At 67.6% G+C, this 14,866-nt stretch carries 12 protein-coding genes; 7 read left to right on the top strand and 5 right to left on the bottom strand.

The window, feature by feature from the left end:
• Positions 1 to 70: 70 nt before the first annotated feature.
• The gene (locus AC07YS_RS23090) at positions 71 to 2,236 is read left to right on the top strand and encodes a LamG-like jellyroll fold domain-containing protein (protein WP_495269112.1); all 2,166 of its coding nucleotides are present in this window, start codon (positions 71 to 73) and stop codon (positions 2,234 to 2,236) included.
• 25 nt (positions 2,237 to 2,261) lie between these two features.
• On the opposite strand, the gene AC07YS_RS23085 is transcribed toward AC07YS_RS23090, so the two are convergent.
• From AC07YS_RS23085 to aspT (AC07YS_RS23075), 3 genes are all read right to left on the bottom strand, one after another.
• Positions 2,262 to 3,920 carry a bifunctional aspartate transaminase/aspartate 4-decarboxylase gene (locus AC07YS_RS23085; protein WP_495269113.1) on the bottom strand — a complete coding sequence of 553 codons (1,659 nt, stop codon included), beginning with the start codon at positions 3,918 to 3,920 and terminating at the stop codon, positions 2,262 to 2,264.
• 64 nt (positions 3,921 to 3,984) lie between these two features.
• Positions 3,985 to 5,673 (bottom strand): aspartate-alanine antiporter, encoded by a 1,689-nt coding sequence (gene aspT / locus AC07YS_RS23080; RefSeq protein WP_062475727.1) that lies wholly within the window; start codon positions 5,671 to 5,673, stop codon positions 3,985 to 3,987.
• A gap of 73 nt (positions 5,674 to 5,746) precedes the next feature.
• Positions 5,747 to 7,435 carry an aspartate-alanine antiporter gene (gene aspT / locus AC07YS_RS23075; protein WP_495269114.1) on the bottom strand — a complete coding sequence of 563 codons (1,689 nt, stop codon included), beginning with the start codon at positions 7,433 to 7,435 and terminating at the stop codon, positions 5,747 to 5,749.
• A gap of 467 nt (positions 7,436 to 7,902) precedes the next feature.
• Here aspT (AC07YS_RS23075) and AC07YS_RS23070 point away from each other — a divergent pair, with 467 nt between their 5' ends.
• From AC07YS_RS23070 to AC07YS_RS23055, 4 genes are read left to right on the top strand one after another with little or no spacing between them, the layout of a single operon-like run.
• The gene (locus AC07YS_RS23070) at positions 7,903 to 8,916 is read left to right on the top strand and encodes a sugar ABC transporter substrate-binding protein (RefSeq protein WP_495269115.1); all 1,014 of its coding nucleotides are present in this window, start codon (positions 7,903 to 7,905) and stop codon (positions 8,914 to 8,916) included.
• A 29-nt stretch (positions 8,917 to 8,945) separates the two neighbouring features.
• Positions 8,946 to 9,905 (top strand): ABC transporter permease, encoded by a 960-nt coding sequence (locus AC07YS_RS23065; RefSeq protein WP_062475719.1) that lies wholly within the window; start codon positions 8,946 to 8,948, stop codon positions 9,903 to 9,905.
• Positions 9,905 to 10,702, top strand: a complete 798-nt coding sequence (locus tag AC07YS_RS23060; protein WP_070059425.1) for an ATP-binding cassette domain-containing protein — start codon at positions 9,905 to 9,907, stop codon at positions 10,700 to 10,702. Before AC07YS_RS23065 ends, AC07YS_RS23060 begins: the two co-directional genes overlap by 1 nt.
• Positions 10,695 to 11,918 carry an ROK family transcriptional regulator gene (locus tag AC07YS_RS23055; RefSeq protein ID WP_492695492.1) on the top strand — a complete coding sequence of 408 codons (1,224 nt, stop codon included), beginning with the start codon at positions 10,695 to 10,697 and terminating at the stop codon, positions 11,916 to 11,918. Before AC07YS_RS23060 ends, AC07YS_RS23055 begins: the two co-directional genes overlap by 8 nt.
• A 13-nt stretch (positions 11,919 to 11,931) precedes the next feature.
• On the opposite strand, the gene AC07YS_RS23050 is transcribed toward AC07YS_RS23055, so the two are convergent.
• Entirely contained in the window at positions 11,932 to 12,375 is a 444-nt protein-coding gene (locus AC07YS_RS23050; RefSeq protein WP_495269116.1) for a hypothetical protein, read from the bottom strand.
• Positions 12,360 to 12,617, bottom strand: a complete 258-nt coding sequence (locus AC07YS_RS23045) for a hypothetical protein (protein WP_062475704.1) — start codon at positions 12,615 to 12,617, stop codon at positions 12,360 to 12,362. Before AC07YS_RS23045 ends, AC07YS_RS23050 begins: the two co-directional genes overlap by 16 nt.
• Before the next feature lie 199 nt (positions 12,618 to 12,816).
• On the opposite strand from AC07YS_RS23045, the gene AC07YS_RS23040 reads away from it, so the two are divergent.
• Positions 12,817 to 13,458 (top strand): hypothetical protein, encoded by a 642-nt coding sequence (locus tag AC07YS_RS23040; RefSeq protein WP_495269117.1) that lies wholly within the window; start codon positions 12,817 to 12,819, stop codon positions 13,456 to 13,458.
• Positions 13,459 to 13,604: 146 nt separating this feature from the next.
• Positions 13,605 to 14,729 (top strand): 3-deoxy-7-phosphoheptulonate synthase, encoded by a 1,125-nt coding sequence (locus tag AC07YS_RS23035; protein WP_139703841.1) that lies wholly within the window; start codon positions 13,605 to 13,607, stop codon positions 14,727 to 14,729.
• The last annotated feature ends 137 nt before the right edge of the window (positions 14,730 to 14,866 follow it).

Raw genomic sequence — 14,866 nt, 5'->3', positions numbered from 1 at the left:
GTCATGGGCCGTACATGACCGAGTCATGGCCGCGACCTACGCTGGGTGCTTCCCAACGTTTTCTCTTGTCATGTCCGATTCCGTCGATCCGCGCGGCGCACGCGCGCTTGCGCTTTCCCCGTCTTCTTCTTCCCCCTCCGCTCCCGACACCGAACGCGTCCCGCAACGTCGGCAGATGCTCAAGCTCGGCGCCTCCCTGCTCACCGTCGGCGGCAGCAGCGCCCTCATCGCCGCCTGCGGCGGTGGTGGTGGCGGTGGCGCCGGCTTCGGCCCGCTGCCGGCCCCCGCACCGGCGCCCAACCCGCCCGCGCCGGAACCCGTCGTGAGCAAGCGTTCGAGCTTCGCGCTGGCCGTGATGCCCGACACCCAGTTCTACGCGCGCTACGCCACCGCCGCCGAGAGCGACCAGTACGACAAGCGCTTCGGCAGTGCGCCCTTCGCGGCGCAGACGAAGTGGATCGCCGCCAACGCCAAGGCGCTGCACATTCCCTTCACCATCCACCTCGGCGACGTGGTCGACCAGGTCGGCAAGCCTGACCAGTGGAAGGTGGCCGATGCCGCCATGAAGGTGCTCGAGGACGCGAAGCTGCCCTACAGCGTGCTGGCCGGCAACCACGACGTGCTGAACGATGTCGACTACGGCGTCGACCCCGTCAACGGCACCGACGCCGCCCGCAACCTGGCCGCCGAGCCCTACCTGCAGTGGTTCGGCACCGAGCGCGCGAAGAAGCAGGCCACCTTCGGCGCGCGCGACACCAGCGGCTTCCACGAGTACCACGTGTTCGAGGCGCAGGGCCAGAAGTTCATGGTGCTGTCGCTGTCGTGGCGCGTGTCCGATGCGGGCATCGCGTGGGCGCGGCAGGTGATCGCGAAGAACCCGACGCTACCCGTGATTTTGGTCAACCACCAGCTGCTCAACATCGCGCCCGACGGCACCAGCCCGCTGGAAACCGACTACGGCAAGATGCTGTGGGAGAAGCTGATCCGCGACAACGACCAGATCTTCATGACGCTCAACGGCCACCACCACGGCGCCGCGCACCTCACGAAGACCAACGACTTCGGCCACAAGGTCGAGGAGATGGTGGTCGACTACCAGATGGCCTACCAGGGCGGCAACGGCCTGATGCGCCTGTACGAGTTCGACCTGACGAACAAGCAGATCAAGGTGCTGTCGTTCTCGCCCTGGGTGCCGCAAAAGCCCGCTGCCACGCTGAACGCCTTCGACCAGGCCGTGCTCACCACGCCCAACGAGGCTTTCACCATCGAGATGGATTTCGCGCAGCGCTTCGCCGGCTTCAACAAGGGCTTTGCCGCGGGCGAGGCCACGGTCGAGCAGTCGCTGGTCGAGCAGGCGAAGGCGCTGATCCTGGCCAACTACAAGGACCCCGAAGCCACCGTGCAGCGGCCCGCCGCCGATGCGGAGGACTACCCCAAGGTCGCGAACACGTTGGCGCACTGGCGCTTCGTCGGCGGTGCGGTGAACCAGCCGGTGCTGCCGGGCACCGTGATCGCGGACGTGACGGGGGCCAATCCGCTACGTCGGGATGCCCTGAACCAGAGCGTCATCCGCAATGCCGCCGACGGCGACATTATCTGGACCGACGACCGCCACCGCCTCTCGGCCGCGCCGGGCTCGGTGCGCTTCCTCAACACCAACAGGAACGAACCGCCGCGGATGAGCTACTTCCTCACCGATGCGGCAGCGCCGATCAATGCGCACACGCTGGACCAGGGCTACACGGTCGAAGCCTTCGTGAAGATCGACAAGGCCTGGACCAGCGACAACCACAAGTGGATGAACATCATGACGCGCGACGGCCTCAGCGGGAAACTGCCCGGTTTCCTGGGCGAGGCCGAGGCGCCGCCGATGCTGTTCGCCATTTCGAGCCTGCGCGAAGTGCAATGGGAGGTCGTGCCGAGTCCGGCGGGAACGCCCCGGGCCAAGACCAACTGGTCGGGCGAGGTCATTGCCGACCGCTGGGTGCACATCGCGATCGTCAATGACCCGGTGTCGCACGACACCACGATGTACGTCGAGGGCGCGCCGGTGCTGCGCAATGCCGCGGCGGCGCAGGGACTGGCTTCGGTCTCGGCCACCTCGCAATGGGTGGTGGGCGGCGGCTCCTGGAATGGTGCGCGCGCCGACGGCTTCTTCGGGCACATCGGCGAGGTGCGCGTGGTGGCGGCGGCCCTGGCGCCGTCGCAGTGGCTGACGGCGCGCAGGGCGGGCTGAGCGCCCTGCAGGGCCGGGAGGGTGGCTACTTCTTCTTCCCGGCCTTGGCCGTCTTCACGGGCTTGACCACGGCGGTCTTCGCCGTGCTCGCCTTGCCGCCCCCCACCTCCTTCTCGAACATCGCAAAGTACTCCGAAGCCATCTTGCGCAGCGAGCGCCCGATGTTCGCGTAGTCGTATTCGTTGAGGTTGGCCAGCGACACGCGCCCCGACGGGTGCTTGCCGCCGAAGCCGCGACCGGGCAGCAGCACGATGCTGGTTTCGGCGGCGATGCGGAACAGCGCCTCGTTGGGCTGCAGCTTGGTGAGAATCCACTTGCCGAAGCGCTCGCCGTGCATCTGCGTGGCGATGTCCTGCAGGTCGAGCAGGTGGTAGTAGCTCACCGAGTTCGGGTCGGGCTGCAGCGGCAGGCCGAGCTCGCGGTACAGCGCCTCCTTGCGGCGAGAGACGATGTGCTTCATCGACTTCTTGTAGGTCTCGCCCTCGTCCATGAGGCAGAACAGCGAGAACATCACCATCTGCGCCTGCACGGGCGTGGAGAGGCCGGCCGTGTGGTTCAGCGCCACGGTGCGGCTGTCGGCCACGAGGCGGTCGATGAACTTCAGCTTGCGCGGCTCGGTGGTGATGGAGCTGTAGCGCGCGTCGAGCTCTTTGCGCTTGGTCTCGGGCAGGGCGGCGATCTTGCGGTCGAGGATGTTGTCCTCGTGCGTGGCGACCACGCCCATGCGCCAGCCGGTGGCGCCGAAGTACTTCGAGAACGAATACACCAGGATGGTGTTTTGCGGACAGATCGCGAACAGCGACAGGAAGTTGTCGGCGAAGGTGCCGTACACGTCGTCCGTGAGGATGATGAGGTCGGGCCGCTGCTTCACGATGTCGGCGATGTAGCCCAGCACCTCGTCGCTGATCTTCACCGACGGCGGGTTGCTCGGGTTGCACAGGAAGAAGGCCTTGACCTTCGGGTCGAGCAGCTTCTGCAGCTCCTTCTTGGTGAACTGCCAGTTGTTCTCGGGCGGCGCGTCGATCAGCGCCTCGATGAGCTGATAGTCGTTCAGGTGCGGGATCTCGATGTAGGGCGTGAAGATCGGCATGCCCAGCGCGATGGTGTCGCCGGGCGACAGCAGGTGGTTCTCGCGCAGGCTGTTGAACAGGTAGGTCATGGCGGCGGTGCCGCCTTCCACCGCGTACATGTCGAACTTGCCCACGAAGGGGTGGGTGCCGATCATCTCCTTGTGGATGTACTGGCCCACGACGATCTCGGTCAGGCGCAGCATGCGGTCGGGCACCGGGTAGTTGCAGCCCAGGATGGCCTCGCACATCTCGTAGATGAAGTCGCCGGCCGACAGGCCCAGCTGGTCGCGCACGTAGGACACGGCGGCCTCGATGAAGCGCACGCCGGGCTCGCCCTCGTGCGACTTGGCAAAGAGCTCGAAGCGCGCCTCGATGCCCTCGCGCTGCGGAAAGCCGCCCACGTCCGCCATGTAGATGTACGAGCGCTCGGCCTCGGTCATGGCAAAGAGGCCGAACTGGAAGAAGCCGTGGCGCGGGGTGGTGGCCAGGAAGTTCGGGTTGCCGCGGCCGGCGTTGAGCATGAGGCGGTCACTCTGTCGTGCGACCTGGATCAGCGCATCCTTCAGTTCGAACGGGCTCAGGCCGCCCAGCTTTTTCACGTCGCCGAAATCCATGGAGTACTCCTTGGTTGATAAGAAATAAAAGAAGAAAGAAGAAAGAAGAGGGAAGGCGCGGTGCTCAGACCAGCGCCACGATCAGCGGCCCCAGCAGCGTGAGGAACACATTGGCCAGTGCATAGGTGATGGCGAAGGGCACGGTGGGAATGGCGTTCTCGGCCTTGCCCAGCACTTCGCCGAAGGCCGGGTTGGCGCTGCGCGAGCCGCTCAGCGCGCCCGCGAAGACGGCCGTGTTGTCGTAGCGCAGCACGTAGCGCCCGAACAGCATGGTGAGAATCATCGGCACGAGCGTGACGACCACGCCGACGCCGAAGATGGTCAGGCCCAGCTCCTTGATGGTCTGCACGGCCTGCAGGCCCGACGTCAGGCCGACCACGACCACGAAGCCCGCCAGGCCCAGGTCTTTCAGCAGCTGCACCGCACTGGGCGGCAGCGCGCCGAAGGTCTGCTTCTTCGCGCGGTACCAGCCGAACAGCAGGCCCGACAGCAGGGCGCCGCCGCCGGCGCCGAGCGTCAGCGGGATGGCGCCGATCTTCACGCTCAGCAGGCCGACCAGCAGGCCCACCACCAGGCCCGCGCCCAGGTACACGAAGTCGGTCTTGGCACTGGGCACGATCACGTCGCCGACGAGGGACGCGACGCGCTTCACGTCCTGCTCGGCGCCGAAGATCGACACCAGGTCGCCCACCTGCACGACGGTGTCGGGCTTCATCGGCAGCACCTGGCCCATGCGGCTGAGCTGCACGACGAAGATGCCGTGGCGCACGCCGCCGGCGGTGGCCTGGCGGATCTGGTCGACGGTCTTGCCGCCGAAGTCCTTGTTGGTGAGCACGATCTCGCGCTTGTTCAGCGTCAGCTCCATGCCGTCGACCGCGTCGACCTCCTTGCCCAGCAGCGGCGCGCTCGCCACCACGGCATCGCGCCGGCCCACGGTGAGCACGTAGTCGCCCTGGCGCAGCACGAGCGTGGGGCTGACCTCGACGAACTTGCCGTCGCGCTTCACGCGCTCGATGGTGATGGTGGTGGCCGGGTTGGCGTTCTCGATGTCGGCCACCGTGCGCTGCGGATCGCTCGTGAGCTGGTAGATGCGCCCGACCAGCGAGGGCGCGGCTTCTTCCTGGTCGGGGCCGAGCACCTTCACGCCGGCCTGCATCGCGGTCTCGGCCGCGATCGCATCGTCGCGGATGCTGCGGCCCATGAGCTTGGGCAGGATGTTGACGCACACGATGATCGCGCCGAACGAGCCGAACACGTAGGTCACGGCATAGCCGATGGCCACGTTGCCCTGCAGCCGCGCGGTCTCGGCCGCGGCGAGGCCGAGCTTGCCGATGGCGTCGCCCGCCGTGCCGATGATGGCGCTCTGCGTGAGGCCGCCGGCCGCCACGCCCGCCGCCAGGCCCTTGTCGAGCCCGAACAGCTTGGCCATGACCACCACCGTGGCCAGGCCGGTGGCCGCCATCACGGCGGCCAGGATGATCTCCTTGATCGACTGCTTGCCCAGCGAGCTGAAGAACTGCGGCCCGCTCTCGAAGCCGACGGCGTAGATGAACAGCGCGAACAGCACGGCCTTCACGCCGCCGTCGATCTGCACGCCGACCTGGCTCACGATCACCGCCACCAGCAGCGAGCCGGCCACGCCGCCGAGCTGGAACTTGCCGAACTTGATCTTGCCGATCCAGTAGCCGACCGCCAGCGAGAGGAAGAGCGCCATTTCGGGCGACTTCTTGAAGAGTTCATGCAGCCATTCCATAGAGGAAGTCCTTTCAAGGCATCAATGAGAAGAAGAGAGAAGAGAAGGGCGTGGAGCGTCTCGGGTCGTTGTCTTATTTCGCGTGCTGCACCAGGCCGGCCAGGGCCACGATCAGTGGGCCCATCAGCGGCAGCACGACGTTCGAGATGGCGTAGGTGATCGTGTAGCCCAGCAGCGGCGTGGCGTTGCCCGCGGCGTTCTGCACGGCGCTGAGCGCGGGCGTGCTGCACTGCTGGCCGGCGATGGCGCCGAGCAACACGGGCGCCTCGAGCTTGAGCAGGCGGTGGCCGACGAACAGCGAGATGCTGGCTGGCACGACCGCGACGGCGATGCCCACCAGCGGCAGTGCAACGCCGAACTTCTGGACCAGCGCCAGCGCCTGCGGCCCCGAGGCCAGGCCCACGCAGGCGATGAAGGTGGCCAGGCCCAGGTCCTTCATGAGCGCCAGCGCGTCGGCCGGCACGCTCAGGCGGTGCGGGTGCTTCGACTGGTACCAGCCGAAGGCCAGCCCGGTGAGCAGCGCACCGCCGCCGGTGCCGAGCGAAAACGGAATGCCGCCGAGCTTCGCGCTGAAGCTGCCGATGAACACGCCCAGCAGGATGCCCGCGGCGGCGAAGCTGATGTTGCTGCGCGTGGAGGCGATCACGCGGTCGCCGACCTGCGCGATGGCGCTCGCCACCTCGGGCGCGGGGCCGTAGAGCTTGAGCACGTCGCCGCGCTGCAGCGTGAGGTCGTTCACGAGCGGCATGGCGTGGCCGTCGCGCGCCACGCCGATCACCTGCACGGCGGACGGCAACTCGTTTTCCAGCATGCGCAGCCCGCGACCGAACCACTCGCGACGGTTGGCGACGACCTCGGTGGTCTCGACCACGGTGTCGAAGGCGGTGGTGTCGGCGAACTCGCGGCCCAGCAGCTCGCCCACGTTGACGAGCGCGCTGCGCCGGCCGATGGCCAGCACCTGGTCGCCCACGCGCAGGTGCAAGTCGGGCTCGACCGCGAGGCTCTGGCCGTCGCGCACCACGCGCTCGATGCTGGCCTGTCGCCCGAGGATCGACGTGAGCTCGCCGACCGAGCGGCCGCGTCCCACGGTGACGCGGAACACGCGCCCGACCATCTCGGGCATGGCGCTGGCGGCGTCCGGATCGTCGGCGCCGCCGCCCATGGTCTTCCAGAGCTTGTCGGCTTCGGCGCGCAGGTTCACGCGCAGCAGCAGCGGAAACACCTGGCTCGTGACCACCACGATGGCGATCAGCCCGAAGACGTAGGTGATGGAGTAGGCCGTGACCACGTTGGCCTGCAACTGTGCGATCTCGGCGGCGGGGAGCGACAGCTTCGAGATCGCGTCGGTCGCCGTGCCCACCACCGCCGATTCGGTGGCCGCGCCCGCCATCAACCCGGCGGCCGTGCCGCGGTCGAGCGACAGCAGCACGGTGGCGCCGAGCACCAGCGCGAGCACCGCCACCACCTCGACCAGGCACAGCAGGCCCAGCCGCAAGCCTTTGGCGTCGAGGTTGGCAAAGAACTGCGGGCCGCCCGCGTAGCCGAGCGCAAAGATGAAGAGCATGAAGAACACGTTCTTCACGCTGTCGTCGAGCCGGATGCCCAACTGGCCGACCACCAGCGCGGCAATCAGCGTGCCGCAGATGCCGCCCAGCTGGATCGGCCCGAAGCGGATCTGGCCTACCGCGTAGCCAATGCACAGCACCAGAAACAATGCGATCTCCGGACTGTTTCTGAGTATTTCCACAAGGTGGCCGAACATGTGCCGCGATCCCTCCGGGTTATTTGTTCATTCGAGCGGGTCGGCGGATCGCAACGAAAAAAGGAGCACTGCATCCATTGGCATCAACGGCTGGCGAGTGGTGGGGCTCCAGCGAAAACTTTATTTTTCGTTTTGCGAATTGCCGATTCTTTGCATCTTCGATGACGATAAATCAACATCCATGACAATTGTCAAAATCAGAAAAGAATTGAGCGAGCGGCAATAGAAACGAGGCCGTTTGAATTACAAATTACGCGCTGCACGGAATCCTCCGTCGCAGTCAGCTCTGACCGCACGAACCTGTCCGGCCTCGGGTTTTCGATAACTCAAGTTGCTTGATTTAGTCGGTCGACTGCTCGATAGTCCCCCTCGTCCGAATGCCTTTCCGCTCGTTGGCGGATCGTCATCCGGTTCCATAGCAAGCACGGCAGGCGCTGTGCGCCCGCCCCCCTGAAGGAGACAACCTCATGTTCATCAGCCCGCGCTTCGTTCCCGCCCTGGCCGTCCTGGCCCTTGCCGCATCGGCCACGTCCACGGCCCTGGCCGCCGACCCGCCCGTCATCGGCCTGGTCACCAAGACCGAGACCAACCCCTTCTTCGTGAAGATGAAAGAGGGCGCGCAGGAGGAGGCCAAGAAGCTCGGCGCCAAGCTGCTGTCGGGGGCAGGAAAGGCCGACGGCGACAACGCGGGCCAGATCACGGCGATGGAAAACATGATCGCCGCCGGTGCCAAGACCATCCTCATCACGCCCAGCGACGCCAAGGCCATCGTGCCGGCGATCAAGAAGGCGCGCGACAAGGGCGTGCAGGTGATCGCTCTCGACAGCCCGGCCGATCCGCCGGACGCCACCGATGCGCTCTTCGCCACCAACAACTACACGGCCGGCGTGCTCATCGGCGAATACGCCAAGGCCGCGATGGCCGGCAAGACGCCCAAGATCGTCGCGCTCGACCTGTTGCCGGGCCACCCCGTGGGCGCGCAGCGCCACAACGGCTTCATGAAGGGCTTCGGCCTGCCGGCCAACGACGCCAAGTCGAACGAGCTGTCCAAGTCGCCCGAGATCGTCTGCATGGCCGACAGCTTCGGCGACCAGGCCAAGGCGCAGACCGTGATGGAGAACTGCCTGCAGAAGGCGCCCGACGTGAACCTGGTCTACACCATCAACGAGCCCGCCGCGGCCGGTGCCTACAACGCGCTCAAGCGCGCGGGCAAGGAGAAGGGCGTGCTGATCGTCTCGGTCGACGGCGGCTGCCAGGGCATCAAGGACACGGCTGCCGGCATCATTGCCGCAACCTCGCAGCAGTACCCGCTGAAGATGGCCGCCATGGGCGTGGCCGCAGGCGTCGAATTCGCCAAGACCGGCAAGAAGGCCTCGGGCTACGTCGACACCGGCGTGACGCTCATCGCCGGCAAGAGCGTGGCCGGCGTCGACAGCAAGGACACCAAGACCGGCACCGAGCTGTGCTGGGGCAAGAAGTAAACGGCCCCGGTCTATAGGGAGGCACACCGATGGCGAAATCTCCGACGCACCACATCCCGTGGGGCGCCCTCGGGCCGTGGCTGGCCCTGCTCGGCGCCTGCATCTTCTTTGCGACGCAGTCCGAGCGTTTTCTCACGGGCGGCAACCTGTCGCTGATCCTGCAGCAGGTGATGGTGGTGGGCGTGATCGCCATCGGCCAGACGCTGATCATCCTCACGGCCGGCATCGACCTGTCGTGCGGCATGGTGATGGCGCTGGGCGGGATCATCATGACGAAGTTCGCCACCGAACTCGGCATGCCGGTGCCGGTGGCCATCCTGTGCGGCATCGGCGTGACGACGCTGTTCGGCCTGCTCAATGGCCTCCTGGTCACGCGCATCAAGCTGCCGCCCTTCATCGTGACGCTGGGCACGCTGAACATCGCGTTCGCGATCACGCAGCTGTATTCGTCGTCGCAGACCATCACCGACCTGCCCGCCGGCCTCACGGGCCTGGGCACCACCTTCACCATCGGCAGCGCCGAGGTGGCGTGGGGGTCGGTGCTCATGCTCGCGCTCTATGCGCTCGCGTGGTTCGTGCTGCGCGAGACGGCGGCTGGCCGGCATGTCTACGCGATCGGCAACAACGCCGAAGCCACGCGGCTGGTGGGCATTCCCACGCAGCGCGTGCTGCTCGCGGTGTACGTGGCGGCGGGCGTGTTCTACGGCATCGCCTCGCTGCTGTCGGTGGCGCGCACCGGCGTGGGCGACCCGAACGCGGGCCAGACCGAGAACCTGGACGCCATCACGGCCGTGGTGCTCGGCGGCACCAGCCTCTTCGGCGGGCGCGGCATCGTGCTGGGTTCGCTCATCGGCGTGCTGATCGTGGGCGTGTTCCGCAACGGGCTCACGCTGATGGGCGTGTCGTCGATCTACCAGGTGCTGGTGACGGGCGTGCTCGTGATCCTGGCGGTGGCGGCCGATCAACTCTCGCGCAAGGGAGCCCGCTGATGAACACCGTGGCCAACCCCAAGATCGTGATGCAGGCCAAGGGCCTGGTGAAGCGCTACGGCCAGGTCACCGCGCTCGACGGTGTCGACTTCGAGCTGCGCGAGGGCGAAATCCTCGCGGTGATCGGAGACAACGGCGCGGGCAAGTCGTCGCTCATCAAGGCGCTGTCGGGCGCCATCGTGCCCGACGAAGGCCAGATCCTGCTCGACGGCGCGCCGGTGCATTTCCGCAACCCGCTGGACGCGCGCCGCGCGGGCATCGAGACGGTCTACCAGGACCTCGCCGTCGCGCCCGCGATGACCATCTACGAGAACCTCTTTCTGGGCCGCGAACTGCGCCGCCCCGGCTTCCTGGGCAATGTGCTGCGCATGCTCGACAAGAAAAAGATGCTGCTCGAAAGCACGGCGCGCATGGCCGACCTGAAGGTCGGCATCCAATCGATGACGCAGGCCGTCGAAACGCTCTCGGGCGGCCAGCGCCAGTGCGTGGCCGTGGCGCGCAGCGCGGCCTTCGCGCGGCACGTGGTCATCATGGACGAGCCCACCGCCGCGCTCGGCGTGAAGGAAGGCAACATGGTGCTCGAGCTGATCCGCCGCGTGCGCGAGCGCGGCCTGCCCGTGGTGCTCATCAGCCACAACATGCCGCATGTGTTCGAGGTGGCCGACCGCATCCACGTGGCGCGCCTGGGCAAGCGCGCGGCCGTGCTCAATCCGAAGAAGATCAGCATGAGCGACACCGTGGCCGTGATGACCGGTGCCATGACCGCCGACCAGTTGCCTGCGGAGGCGCATGCTTGATACCGATGCCCTCGAGCGCCCGTCGGCCCTGCTGCGTCCGCGCGGCTCCAACCAGGTGGGCATGCGCCAGTTCAACGAGCGCGTGGTGCTCCAGGCGCTGCGCGTGCACACCAGCCTGCCCAAGGCCGACCTCGCGCGGCTCACGGGCCTGAGCGCGCAGACCATCGGCCTCATCACCGCGCGGCTCGAGGACGACGGCCTCATCGTCAAGCAAAGCCGCGTGCGCGGGCGCATCGGCCAGCCCTCGGTGCCGCTGGCGCTCAACCCCGACGGCGCCTTTGCCATCGGCGTCAAGCTCGGGCGGCGCGGCGCTGAGTGGCTCTTGATCGACTTCGCGGCGCGGGTGCGCGAGCACCACGCGATCCGCTACGAATTTCCGGACGCCGGGGCGCTGCTGCCCGTGATCGCCGAGCACATCCACCGGCTGCGCGACGGGCTCGGGCTGCTGGCCGCGCGCAACGTGGGCGCGGGTCTGGCGGCACCGTTCCAGCTCGGCGGCTGGCACCGCACGCTGGGGCTGTCGAAGGCGCAGTCAGACGAGTGGAACCAGATGGACCTGCTGGCCGAGGTGCGCGCGCGCACCGACGTGCCCGTGGGCTTTGCGCGCGATACCGTGGCGGCCTGCGTGGCCGAACTGGTCACCGGGCGCGGCCACGACCTCAAGAGCTTCCTGTACATCTTCGTCGACACCTTCGTGGGCGGCGGACTGGTCATCAACTCGCACCTGCACACCGGTGCACACGGCAATGCGGGCGCGCTCGCGTCGATCCCGATGCGCACCGAGAAGCCTTCCGAAGGCCTGTCGACCCAGGTGGTGGCCGAGGCGTCGCTGTGGGAACTGGAGCAGCGCCTGCGCGCCGAAGGCCTCGACGCCACGGCGGCCTACGACGACCGTGCGCTCGAGGCGCCGTTCGCCACTGCCACGCAGGCCTGGCTCGGCAGCGCGTCACGCGCGCTGGCGCATGCCATCGTCAGCAGCACGGCCGTGCTCGACCTGGCCGACGTGGTGATGGACGGCTCGATGTCGCGCGCGCTGCTCGACGCATTGCTGGTACAGACCCGCGCGGCGCTCGCGCAGTGCAACTGGGAAGGCCTGTGGGCGCCGCAGCTGCATGGGGGCAGGGCGGGGGCGCAGGCCTGCGCGCTCGGCGGCGCGATGCTGCCGCTGCACGCCAACTTTGCGCCGGACCACGATGTGTTCTTGAAGGCGGGGTGAGCCGCTCAAGAACTCAGGGACTCGCCGAGGCGTGCAGGTCGCGCGGCAATCGCAGCGTGCTCGCGCGTGCGCCTGCGGGGCACGGCCCGTCGGAGTAGGCCGCATCGCCCTCGGGCATGACGCACTTGTGCACCTCGACGACGGCAGGAACGGACTTAGCGGCCTGCGTTTCGGGGCCGATCACCGGAGGCTCGAAGTGCGTGTTCGTCAGGGTGACGGGTGCCGAAGAGGATGCGCTTGGCGCCGCATCCGGCAACGTTTGGCGGGCGGTCGATCTGTCGGGCTCGGCCTCGACCGGACCGACTGCCGTGGTCAGGAGCGCAGCGCGCACCGCGCTCTCATGCACCAGGTCTTTCAAGGTCACATAGAAGAGCGACATCGCCACCAGCGCCACGCCCAGGCACGGGGCCCAGTACCGCCGGGGGTCGCCGGCCCGTGAGTTCAACGCCGCGGCCATGCCAGGCCTCCGTTCTGCAACACGCCGGCCAGCTTCGCGATGCCGCCGGTGCCGCTCGCCGCCCGGCCGATCAGCGCGCCGCCGGCGGCGCCCGCGACGACTCGCATCAGGAACGACCGGCTGCGGCCCGCGGCCAGCAACAGCAGCACGCCGGCGCCGAGCACGACGAGGTGTTCGCCGGGGTAGTCGGCGCGCGCCGCATCCACCTGCTTGATCTTGTCGATCGTCTGTTTCAGGTCCATGGCTGAAGCTCCTTGTCGTTTTCAGCCGTTCTTACCGGTGAGCGACGGGCTGCGCTGTAGGCCGGCGCCATGCGCGGTGACGGAATCCGCCGCGAAAACGCCGTGGAGAAAGCCGCGTCGCACGGGAGGCAGGGCGCTCTCGATAATGCAACCCGCTTGTAGAGAACCCCACAGAAGCAGAGAAGTTGAGAACCGCGAAATGAGTGCAGCAGATTTTCTTTTCGCCCCCGAGGTGCAAAAGCTCTTGATGGTCGCCTACGCGGCGCCCCAACAACCCCTGTCTTCCAGCGAGCTGGCCCATCGCTCGAAGCTCGACCCCGCCGATGCGGAGCGCACCCTGGCGCACCTCGTCGGCAGCGGCATCCTGAAGAAGCAAAAGCCGAAGGCCGAGGAGGCCGAGACCTTCTCGATCGACCGCGCGTTCATCTTCCACGACGAACTGCGCAACATCGCCCTCAAGTCGTTCGCCGCGGCCGAGCCGGTTCGCGCGATGTTGCGCGGCAAGTTCAAGGCCTCGGTCGTGCGCGCCTTCGTGCTCGCAGAGGACGAAGACGGCACCCTGGAGCTGCTCGTCGTGCACGGCCAGTCGATGCCCGACGAAGCCACCCTGGCGGCCGCCTGCCGGAAGCTCTCGAAGAACATCCACCGTCACCTGAAGGTGCACGTCATCTCGAACGCGAAGTTCAACGGCCTCACGCCGCGCGATGCGCTCATGCCGAAACCCGCGGCGCTCGAGATCATCAAGCCCGGGGATACGAAGGCGCCGCTGCCCGTCGAGAAGGTCGGCCTCTTGCAGAGCGCGAGGAAGAAGTTGGCGACGCTGTCGCGTTCGTCGGCGTGATCGCCTAGCTTGGGTTCCGTGAGGCCAGCTGCCGATGCAGGCCGCGTCGGACCCCGATGAGTTTCTGAAGGCGGCCTGAGCCGGGGAGGAGGGCGCGCTGGGGGACAATCGAAGCAACCCCCTCGACATCACAGCATTCCACGATCATGTCCCGCCTCGACGACCCCCGCCACGACGCCGAAGTCGGCTCCCGCGACAGCACCCTCGACACCACCCGCATCGACGACGTGCGCATCGGCGCCGTGCGTCCCCTCATGACCCCCGCGCTGCTGCAGGAGCGCGTGCCCGTGCGCGACAACACGCTCGCTCTGGTCGAAGGCAGTCGCGCGGCCATCGCCGACGTGCTGCACGGCCGCGACGACCGGCTGGTCGTGGTGGTCGGCCCGTGCTCCATCCACGACCACGACCAGGCCATCGAGTACGCGCAGCGCCTGAAGAAGGTTGCCGATTCGCTGCAGGACGACCTGCTCATCGTCATGCGCGCCTACTTCGAGAAGCCGCGCACCACCGTCGGCTGGAAGGGCTACATCAACGACCCGCACCTGGACGGCAGCTTCGCCATCAACGAAGGCCTGGAGCGCGCGCGGCGCCTGCTGCTGGAGCTGACCACGCTGGGCCTGCCGACCGGCACCGAGTTCCTCGACCTGCTGAGCCCGCAGTTCATTGCCGACCTGATCGCCTGGGGCGCCATCGGCGCGCGCACCACCGAGAGCCAGAGCCATCGCCAGCTGGCCTCGGGCCTGAGCTGCCCGGTCGGTTTCAAGAACGGCACCGACGGCAGCGTGAAGGTGGCGGCCGACGCCATCCTCGCGGCGCGTGCGCCGCATGCCTTCATGGGCATGACCAAGATGGGCATGGCCGCGATCTTCGAGACGCGCGGCAACGACGACTGCCACGTGATCCTGCGCGGCGGCAAGGCGCCCAACTATTCGGCGGCGGATGTCGCTTCGAGCTGCGAGGCGCTGCTGGCCAACGGCCTGCGCCCCCAGGTGATGATCGACGTCTCGCACGGCAACAGCAGCAAGCAGCACCAGCGCCAGATCGTGGTGGCCGAAGACGTGGCCGCGCAGATCGCGGGCGGCGAGCGGCGCATCACCGGGATCATGATCGAGAGCCACCTCGAGGAAGGCCGGCAGGACCTGAAGCCCGGTGTGCCGCTGAAGCACGGCGTGTCGATCACCGATGCCTGCATCGGCTTTGCGCAGACGGTGCCGGTGCTCGAGGGGCTGGCGTCGGCGGTGAAGGCGCGGCGGCGGCTGGCCAAGGCCTGAGGCTGACGAGGGGGCAGGGCGACTCCCTGCCGCCTGCGCCCGGGCGGGTCCGGGCAACGCTTTGAGCCGGCCCGCATCGACTTCCTGAGGCTGCCCAGCCTCAGGCGCCACCAAGCCCTGCGCTTGTTGCGACCACT

The sequence above is a fragment of the Variovorax sp. GW458-11-26-14-LB1 genome (genome assembly GCF_059423965.1).
The sequence above is the reverse complement of the archived record's forward strand: the minus strand, read 5'-3'. Positions and strand labels throughout refer to the sequence as shown.

Excerpts from the sequence above, each read along its gene's own strand:
- AC07YS_RS23090 (WP_495269112.1), top strand. The coding sequence starts at position 71 with ATGTCCGATTCCGTCGATCCGCGCGGCGCACGCGCGCTTGCGCTTTCC.
- AC07YS_RS23085 (WP_495269113.1), bottom strand. The coding sequence starts at position 3,920 with ATGGATTTCGGCGACGTGAAAAAGCTGGGCGGCCTGAGCCCGTTCGAA.
- aspT (WP_062475727.1), bottom strand. The coding sequence starts at position 5,673 with ATGGAATGGCTGCATGAACTCTTCAAGAAGTCGCCCGAAATGGCGCTC.
- aspT (WP_495269114.1), bottom strand. The coding sequence starts at position 7,435 with ATGTTCGGCCACCTTGTGGAAATACTCAGAAACAGTCCGGAGATCGCA.
- AC07YS_RS23070 (WP_495269115.1), top strand. The coding sequence starts at position 7,903 with ATGTTCATCAGCCCGCGCTTCGTTCCCGCCCTGGCCGTCCTGGCCCTT.
- AC07YS_RS23065 (WP_062475719.1), top strand. The coding sequence starts at position 8,946 with ATGGCGAAATCTCCGACGCACCACATCCCGTGGGGCGCCCTCGGGCCG.
- AC07YS_RS23060 (WP_070059425.1), top strand. The coding sequence starts at position 9,905 with ATGAACACCGTGGCCAACCCCAAGATCGTGATGCAGGCCAAGGGCCTG.
- AC07YS_RS23055 (WP_492695492.1), top strand. The coding sequence starts at position 10,695 with ATGCTTGATACCGATGCCCTCGAGCGCCCGTCGGCCCTGCTGCGTCCG.
- AC07YS_RS23050 (WP_495269116.1), bottom strand. The coding sequence starts at position 12,375 with ATGGCCGCGGCGTTGAACTCACGGGCCGGCGACCCCCGGCGGTACTGG.
- AC07YS_RS23045 (WP_062475704.1), bottom strand. The coding sequence starts at position 12,617 with ATGGACCTGAAACAGACGATCGACAAGATCAAGCAGGTGGATGCGGCG.
- AC07YS_RS23040 (WP_495269117.1), top strand. The coding sequence starts at position 12,817 with ATGAGTGCAGCAGATTTTCTTTTCGCCCCCGAGGTGCAAAAGCTCTTG.
- AC07YS_RS23035 (WP_139703841.1), top strand. The coding sequence starts at position 13,605 with ATGTCCCGCCTCGACGACCCCCGCCACGACGCCGAAGTCGGCTCCCGC.